Origin of the sequence: Flavobacterium sp. UBA5153 (genome assembly GCA_002413745.1) — a bacterium.
Taxonomy (GTDB): Bacteria; Bacteroidota; Bacteroidia; order Flavobacteriales; family Flavobacteriaceae; genus Flavobacterium.
In genome coordinates this window covers 3,700-6,174 of record DHXP01000023.1, presented here as the reverse complement: position 1 = coordinate 6,174, position 2,475 = coordinate 3,700, and the positions used below count along the sequence as shown (strand labels likewise).

Annotated in this window: 6 protein-coding genes; all 6 read left to right on the top strand. The window is 34.6% G+C overall.

Annotated elements, in window-relative coordinates; translation table 11 throughout:
• Positions 1-270 (top strand): winged helix-turn-helix domain-containing protein (locus B2145_RS04880; protein WP_291099027.1); only part of this gene is annotated, 270 nt, incomplete at its 5' end.
• 13 nt (positions 271-283) lie between these two features.
• Complete coding sequence (locus B2145_RS04875) at positions 284-589, top strand: hypothetical protein (protein ID WP_291099024.1); 306 nt, start codon at positions 284-286, stop codon at positions 587-589.
• A gap of 192 nt (positions 590-781) precedes the next feature.
• Positions 782-1,030 carry a RhuM family protein gene (gene rhuM / locus B2145_RS04870; protein ID WP_291099022.1) on the top strand — a complete coding sequence of 83 codons (249 nt, stop codon included), beginning with the start codon at positions 782-784 and terminating at the stop codon, positions 1,028-1,030.
• Positions 988-1,434: a hypothetical protein gene (locus tag B2145_RS04865; protein ID WP_291099020.1), complete on the top strand. Its 447-nt coding sequence runs from the start codon at positions 988-990 to the stop codon at positions 1,432-1,434. Before rhuM ends, B2145_RS04865 begins: the two co-directional genes overlap by 43 nt.
• A 261-nt stretch (positions 1,435-1,695) precedes the next feature.
• Positions 1,696-2,016, top strand: a complete 321-nt coding sequence (locus B2145_RS04860) for an HTH domain-containing protein (protein ID WP_291099018.1) — start codon at positions 1,696-1,698, stop codon at positions 2,014-2,016.
• A gap of 244 nt (positions 2,017-2,260) precedes the next feature.
• Entirely contained in the window at positions 2,261-2,455 is a 195-nt protein-coding gene (locus tag B2145_RS04855) for a hypothetical protein (RefSeq protein ID WP_291099015.1), read from the top strand.
• Positions 2,456-2,475: the final 20 nt, after the last annotated feature.

Below are 2,475 nucleotides of genomic sequence, written 5' to 3'. Positions count from 1 at the left end.
GTCACAGATAATGTCACAGATAAGGTCACAGATAAGGTCACCGATAAGGTCACCGATAAGGTCACCGATAAGGTCACCGATAATCAAATGAAAATTTTACAATTAATACAGAAAAATGAAAGAATAACAACAAATGAGTTGGCTATTCGTTTAAATATATCGCAGCGAAAAATAAAAGTAAACATCGCTAAACTAAAAGAAAAAGAGCTGTTATTAAGGGTAGGAAGTTCAAAAAGTGGCTATTGGAAAATCAATACTAATGTAGAGTGAAGACCGAGGGTAATTGGTTAGGACCCTTCGTCAAGCTCAGGATGACGGGTTAATCGAAAATATAAATGAATACCAACGAAATCATTTTATACCAGCCCAATCATCTACCCACTCCTATAGAGTTCGGATTAAAGATGAATCAGTATGGTTGAATAGGCAACAACTTTCCTTGTTGTTTGATAGGGATATTAAAACTATTGGGAAACATATGAACAATGCCTGTAAGGAAGAGTTAAAAGGTATTTCAGTTGTCGCAAAATTTGCGACAACTGCAACAGATGTAAAGTGTATCAGATGGAGCACTATAATCTTGATATGATACTCTCTGTTGGTTGTCGGGTTTTAAAAGTGGCAAATTCTAAATTCCAAGAGCTAACATCAAAATATAAATGAATACCGACGAAATCATTTTATATAAATCGGATACGCTTTCCAACCATATAGAAGTTCGTCCCGAAAGCTTTCGGTAGAGGATGAAACTGTTTGGCTTACTCAGTCTCAAATGGTTGAATTGTTTTCATCTACAAAACAAAATATAAGCTTACACATAAATAACATCTTCAAGGAAGCTGAATTACAGGAAAAGGCAGTTGTCAAGTATTCCTTGACAACTGCTGCAGATGGTAAAAATTATAAAACCAAGATATATAATCTTGATGTAATTATCTCGGTGGGATATAGAGTAAAGTCGAAAACAGGTACGCAATTTAGACCCGAGTGCAGCGAACGGGCGAAGCAATTTGGGCAACAAATACCCTGAAATCGTATTTGTTAAAAGGGTATGTAATACAACAAAAAATTGAAAGTATTGAAAAGAAATTATTTGAACACGATCAAAAATTTGAATTATTATTAAAAACATCACTTCCTCCGAACGAAGGCATTTTTTATGATGGACAAATATTTGACGCTTATGAACTTATAGCCAAGATTATTAAATCGGCCAAAAAATCTATTATTCTGGTAGATAATTATTGTGATGAAAGTGTATTGTTACTGCTTTCAAAAAGAGCCCCTAAAATAAAAACAACGATATATACCAATAAAATAGATGCAACTTTGCAACTGGATTTGGATAAACACAACCAACAATATGCTCCAATAACCATTCAAGTTTTCAAAAAGGCACATGATCGTTTTATACCGCTAGTTATTTCAATTTAGTCCAATAATCCCGATACCTGCCCGCGGCAGGCGGGGCTATCCGGGAGAACTAAATGAAATATACAGCGGTATTATACCAGAACAATCGGACTAAAACATATTAACCAATGGTATTACCTTATGGATTGACGACTGCCAAACTTCGAAAACCCCACAGTTCCATTCCTGCCAACCCCTTATTGGCAGAGCCCATGTATCTTGCGGGTTATATCGAAAGGATGGGAGGGGTCCCGATAGCGATCGGGAGGAGACATTATTCGGTTGTGCCAAGAAGCCGGACTGGAAAAAGCACCCGAATTTATACAGGAAGAAATCTTCAAGACCATACTTTGGCGTAAAAATGCGGAAGATATAGCCGATTTACAGTCAAATGTCGGTGTAAACGGCGGTGTAAATGCGATTCTCGTTCTTATAGAAAATAATCCAGGAATCAATGTTTTAACGATGAAGGATCATTTCAGGGTTAGTCAACGAACTATAGAACGCTGGATCAAACAATTAAAAAACGAAAATAAAATCGAGTTCAAAGGAGCATCAAAAACGGGAGGGTATTATAAGGTACGCTGTTTAGGAAAAGTTTAATGGTTTAGAAAAAAGTTTAATCGTTTAACTGTTTAAGAAAAAGACTAACTGTTTAAAAGGGTTTAATCGTTTAGCCAAAATATAATGTTACAATCGATTAACCGATTAACCGATTAACCAGTTAAACAATTAACCAATTAAATAACCCCCCATGCAAGCAGTACATCGTGTAGCAAAAAACACCGCGGTTAAAAAAATTGTTAAATAATTTGAATGAAGTTATCTTTTAAATTAACTTTGCGAAATGAATAGGCAAATAATCTTTTACAAAAATCACTTTCTTGACTTTTATAAAATTCAAGATGATAAAGTGAAAGCTAAAATTAAAAATATTCTTGAACTTGTAAAACAAGTTGACAGAGTTCCTGAAAAATTTTTAAAACATTTGTCTGGAAGCGATGGAGTTTATGAAATAATACCGCTAGTTATTTCAAATTAGTCCAATAAAAATTGAACTAA

Coding starts and splice junctions, on each gene's coding strand:
- B2145_RS04855 (WP_291099015.1), top strand. CDS start 2,261: ATGAATAGGCAAATAATCTTTTACAAAAATCACTTTCTTGACTTTTAT.